Source organism: Rhodovulum sp., assembly GCF_011048875.1.
Taxonomy (GTDB): domain Bacteria; phylum Pseudomonadota; class Alphaproteobacteria; order Rhodobacterales; family Rhodobacteraceae; genus Rhodovulum; species Rhodovulum tesquicola.
In genome coordinates this window covers 1-4,727 of the sequence record NZ_DSDD01000159.1, presented here as the reverse complement: position 1 = coordinate 4,727, position 4,727 = coordinate 1, and the positions used below count along the sequence as shown (strand labels likewise).

The window sequence follows — 4,727 nt, the reverse complement described above, 5'->3', positions numbered from 1 at the left end:
GCCGGTCCCGATCACGCGGCGCCGCAACATCTCCGCCTCGACTACGCCAACCGGCACGGCCTGATCGCGGGCGCCACCGGCACGGGCAAGACCGTGACGCTCCAGATCCTCGCCGAAGGCTTCTCGGCGGCCGGCGTTCCGGTCTTCCTGTCGGACATCAAGGGCGATCTCGCCGGGCTTGCCGCGCCGGGCCGGCCCGAGTCCAGGCTGCGTGACGCCTTCCGCGCCCGCGCCGAAACCATCGGGCTTGCCGATTACGCCTATTCGGCCTTCCCGGTCACCTTCTGGGATCTCTTCGGCGCCCAGGGTCACCCGATCCGCACCACCATCGCCGAGATGGGGCCGCTGCTGCTGTCGCGCCTGCTCGATCTCAACGAGGTGCAGGAGGGCGTTCTGAACGTCGCCTTCCGCCTCGCCGATGACGAGGGCCTGCCGCTGCTCGACCTCGCCGACCTGCGCGCGATGCTGGCCTTTGTCGGCGAACGGTCCGGCGCGCTGTCGCTCAGCTACGGCACCGTCGCGCCCGCCTCGATCGGCGCGATCCAGCGTCGGCTGCTGGTGCTGGAAAACCAGGGCGGTGCGCGGCTCTTCGGCGAACCCGCGCTCGATCTCGCCGACCTGATGCGCGTCGATCCCGACGGCCGCGGCCGGATCAACATCCTCGCCGCCGACGCGCTGATGAGCGCGCCGCGGCTTTACGCGACCTTCCTGCTGTGGCTGCTGTCCGAGCTTTTCGAGGAATTGCCCGAGGTGGGCGACCAGGACAAGCCGCGCCTCGTGTTCTTCTTCGACGAGGCGCATCTGCTCTTCGACGACGCCCCCAGGGCGCTGGTGGACAAGGTCGAACAGGTCGCGCGCCTGATCCGGTCCAAGGGGGTGGGGGTCTATTTCGTCACCCAGAATCCCGACGACGTGTCGCAGGATGTCCTGGGCCAGCTCGGCAACCGGGTGCAGCACGCGCTGCGCGCCTTCACTGCGCGCGACCGCACCGCGCTGAAGCGTGCGGCCGAAACCTATCGCGACAATCCCGATTTCGATACGGCGCAGGCGATCCGCGAGGTCGGCGTCGGCGAGGCGGTGACCTCCCTGCTCGAGGACAAGGGCGTGCCCGGCATGGCCCAGCGCACCCTGATCCGCCCGCCCTCCTCGCAACTCGGCCCGATCGACCCCGCCTTGCGCGCTGCCCTGATCGCCGCCTCGCCCGTTGCGGGCAGGTATGACCAGCCGATCAACCGCGATTCCGCCCACGAGATGCTGGCCCGCCGCGCCGCCCAGGCCGCCCGCGACGCCGAAGAGGCCACCCGCCGCGACCAGGCGGCCGCTATGGCCGAACGCGAGTACCGCGCCGCGCGCCGCTACTCCGCGCCGTCCCGCAGCACGACCGCCGCGCGCCGCCGCCCGCCGCCCGACAGCCTGGGCGCCGCCCTGGGCGACGCGCTGATCAAGGAACTCTCGGGCACCACCGGCAAACGCCTCGTCCGTGGCATCCTCGGCGGCCTCTTCAAGGGCCGCTGATCGGCCCGCCCGCTGCTCCGGTCCTTCTTCTGGTCCCAAATATCCCCGCCGGAGGCACGCCCGGCCCGGCCGGGCGCCACGCCCAACCCCGGACAAGCGGGGCGCCTGCGCCCTGCGCCGGCCGGGGGCGGGAGCCGCCCCCGGGCTCCCTCACAACGGCCGGATCTTCAGCCGCGTGATCCGGTTGGCCTGGCGCTGCAACACCTCGAAACGGAAGCCGTGGAAGGAAAACACCTGCCCCTGGGTCGGGATCGACTGCGCCTCGTGGATCACCAGCCCGGCGATCGTGTTGGCCTCCTCGTCGGGCAGCGCCCAGTCCATCGCCCGGTTCAGGTCGCGGATCGTCATCGCCCCGTCGACCAGCACCGCGCCATCCTCGGTCTGGCGCAGCGGGTGCTCGGCATCCAGGTCGAACTCGTCGGTGATCTCGCCCACGATCTCCTCCAGGATGTCCTCCAGCGTGATCAGCCCCCGCAGCGCGCCATATTCGTCCACCACCAGCGCGAAATGGCTGTGGCGGCGCAGGAACTCGCGCATCTGGTCGTCCAGCGTCGTGGTCTCGGGCACGAAATAGGGCTTGCGCGCCACATCGAGCGCCCGGAATTCCTTCAGCTTCTCGGCGCTGGCATCGGGGCCGCGCACCAGCTTGTCCATCGCGCGCAACAGGTCCTTGGCATGGATCACGCCGACGATGTTCTCGGGATCGCCGCGGAACAGCGGCAGCCGCGTATGCGTGCTGTCCAGCGCGCGCGACAGGATCTCCTCGGGCGGCAGGTCGGCATCGATCATCTCGATCTGCGAACGGTGCAGCATGATCTCCTCGACCGTCCGCTCGCCCAGATCCAGTGCGCCCAGGATGCGATCGCGATCCTCCTTCTCGACCAGCCCCTCGGAATGACCCAGTTGCAGTGCCCCTGCGATCTCCTCGCGCACGGCCAGGATCCGGCTGTCGGGATCGGTGCGCACCCCGAAGGCCGCCAGCAGCAGCCGCACCAGCGCGCGCACCGCCACCACCACGGGCGAGAAGACGAGGATCACCAGCCGGATCACCGGCGAGACCCGCACGGCGGCCGTCTCGGCATTGGTGATCGCATAGGTCTTGGGCAGCACCTCGGCGAAGATCAGCACCAGCAGCGTCATCACCAGCGTCGCCAGCGCCACGCCGGATTCCCCGAAGGCCCGCGTGAACAGCGCCGTGGCCAGCGAGGCGGCCAGGATGTTGACCATGTTGTTGCCCAGCAGCACCGACCCGATCAGGCGCTCGTTGTCCTCGGTGATCTCCAGCGCCCGCTCCGCGCCGCGTTCGCCCCGATCCGCCCGCGCCCGCAGCTTCCCGCGCGAGGCCGCGGTCAGCGCGGTTTCCGACCCCGAGAAGAAGGCCGACAGCAACAGCAGCAGAACGATGGCGGCAATCGTCGCGAAGAAGGCTGCGTCAAGCAGCAGGGCAGGGCTTTCCATCACTCTCTCTGTCGGACCGATCGTCCCGCGTCATCGTCCAAGTTATGGGCCGCAGCGGCCCCCGGTTCAAGTCGCGTCCGTTCCGCGGGCCAGCGGGTGATGCTCCAGCACCAGCGCGCGCAGCCGCTCGTCCAGAACATGGGTATAGATCTCGGTCGTCGAGACATCCGCATGCCCCAGAAGCGTCTGGATCGAGCGCAGATCCGCCCCGCCCGCCAGCAGATGCGTCGCAAAGGCATGGCGCAGCGTATGCGGCGTCACCTTGCCCGGGTCGATGCCCCCGGCCACCGCGATCTCCTTGATCAGCCCGTAGAACCGGTGCCGCGTCAGATGCCCCAGCCGCCCGCGCGAGGGAAACAGGAACCGGCTGGCCGCCGCGCGCGCCGCCGCCTCGGCCGCATCGCGTTCGACCAGCCAGTCGGCCAGCGCCGCGCGCGCGGGCCGCGACAGCGGCACCATCCGCTCCCGGCCGCCCTTGCCCCGGATCAGCAGCATCCGCGGATCCCCCCGCGCGCTGGATACCGGCAGCGAGACCAGCTCGCTCACCCGCATCCCCGTCGCGTAAAGCAGTTGCACGAGACAGGCATTGCGCCCTGCATCCCGCGGCGAGGCGTCGGCCGCCGCCAGCAGACGGTCCACCTCGTCATGGCTCAGCGTCTTCGGCAGCCGCCGCGCCTTGCCCGGCCCCTTGATCTGCAAGGCCGGGTTATCGTCGCGCCAGCCCTCGTCATAGGCAAATCGGAAGAGTTGCTTTATCGCCGACAGCCGCCGCGCTCGGGTGGCCAGCGCCAGACCCTCGGCCTCGCAGGTGACCAGATAGGCGGTGATGTCGCGTTCGCCCACGCCCTCGAAGGCCAGCCCCCGCCGCTCCAGCCACCCGGCGAAATCGCGCAGGTCGCGGGCATAGGCCAGTTGCGTGTTGGTCGCGGCGTCCCGTTCGGCCGCCTGCGCCTCCAGGAAGGTCGCGATCCAGCGCAGCGCGTCCCCGTTCATCCCCGCCGCTCCAGCAGGATCAGTTGCAGCGCACCTTGTCTTGCGACCGATTCCAGCCCCAGCCGCCGCATCAGCACCAGCGCCCGCGTGACCTCGCCCAGATTGCCGCGCGCCCCGTCGGTGATCAGGTCGATCGCGCTCAGGATCGCCTCGCCCAGCCTCGCCTCGGCCAGCAGGCGCGCCTCGGCCGGGCCGGGTTCGGTCTTCGTGAACCCCTCGATCAGCGCCGCGCCCAGCGCATCGGGCGGCTCCAGCCCCTCGGTCGCGCCCGTGGCGATCCCGATCAGCAGCCGCTCCTCGTCCGAGACCGGCGCGCGCGCCAGCGCGACGGCCTCGTATTCTTCGGTCAGCAGCCCGATCCGGAAGGCCAGCGCACCGGCCTCGCCGGGCAGGCCCAGCCGCGCCAGCCGCGCACCGTAAAGCTGGGCAAAGGCCACCTCCAGTTCGGCCCCCAGCATCGCCTCCCAGGCGGGCATCAGCGCGGCGACGATGGCGCCGGGCTGGCCTGCGATCATCGCCACGTCGAACGCCTGCAACGCCGCAACACGGTCCCACATCCCGCCCGAGGCGGCGGGCTTGCGCTCGGTCCAGATGCCCAGCAACTGGTTGGGCGCCAGCGCGCCGGTCCGCGCCAGCCGCTCGGCCGCCTCGATCCGCGCCTTCCATCCGGCAGTCGTGCGCAGGTCGGACCGCGCAAAGGCGAGCGGCAGCGTCACCGTGCCCAGCGGTTCGCCCACCGCCTCGCGCATGCGGAAGATCAG

General features: G+C 70.8%; 3 protein-coding genes and 1 pseudogene. 1 reads left to right on the top strand and 3 read right to left on the bottom strand.

Annotated features, from left to right (window positions below; all coding sequences use genetic code 11):
• Positions 1–1,515, top strand: a 1,515-nt coding sequence (locus ENN83_RS05645; protein ID WP_287185051.1) for a helicase HerA-like domain-containing protein, incomplete at its 5' end; no start/stop codon positions are given.
• A 150-nt stretch (positions 1,516–1,665) separates the two neighbouring features.
• Here ENN83_RS05645 and ENN83_RS05640 read toward each other — a convergent pair.
• The 3 genes and pseudogenes from ENN83_RS05640 to ENN83_RS05630 all read right to left on the bottom strand — a co-directional run.
• On the bottom strand, positions 1,666–2,973 hold the full coding sequence (locus ENN83_RS05640; protein ID WP_287185048.1) for an HlyC/CorC family transporter: 1,308 nt from the start codon (positions 2,971–2,973) through the stop codon (positions 1,666–1,668).
• A 66-nt stretch (positions 2,974–3,039) separates the two neighbouring features.
• A complete protein-coding gene (locus ENN83_RS05635) occupies positions 3,040–3,966 on the bottom strand; it encodes a site-specific tyrosine recombinase XerD (RefSeq protein ID WP_287185045.1) in 927 nt (308 codons plus the stop codon).
• A pseudogene (locus ENN83_RS05630) lies at positions 3,963–4,727 on the bottom strand (hypothetical protein); the annotation flags it as partial. The gene ENN83_RS05635 and the pseudogene ENN83_RS05630, both read right to left, overlap by 4 nt.

Excerpts from the sequence above, each read along its gene's own strand:
- ENN83_RS05640 (WP_287185048.1), bottom strand. The coding sequence starts at position 2,973 with ATGGAAAGCCCTGCCCTGCTGCTTGACGCAGCCTTCTTCGCGACGATT.
- ENN83_RS05635 (WP_287185045.1), bottom strand. The coding sequence starts at position 3,966 with ATGAACGGGGACGCGCTGCGCTGGATCGCGACCTTCCTGGAGGCGCAG.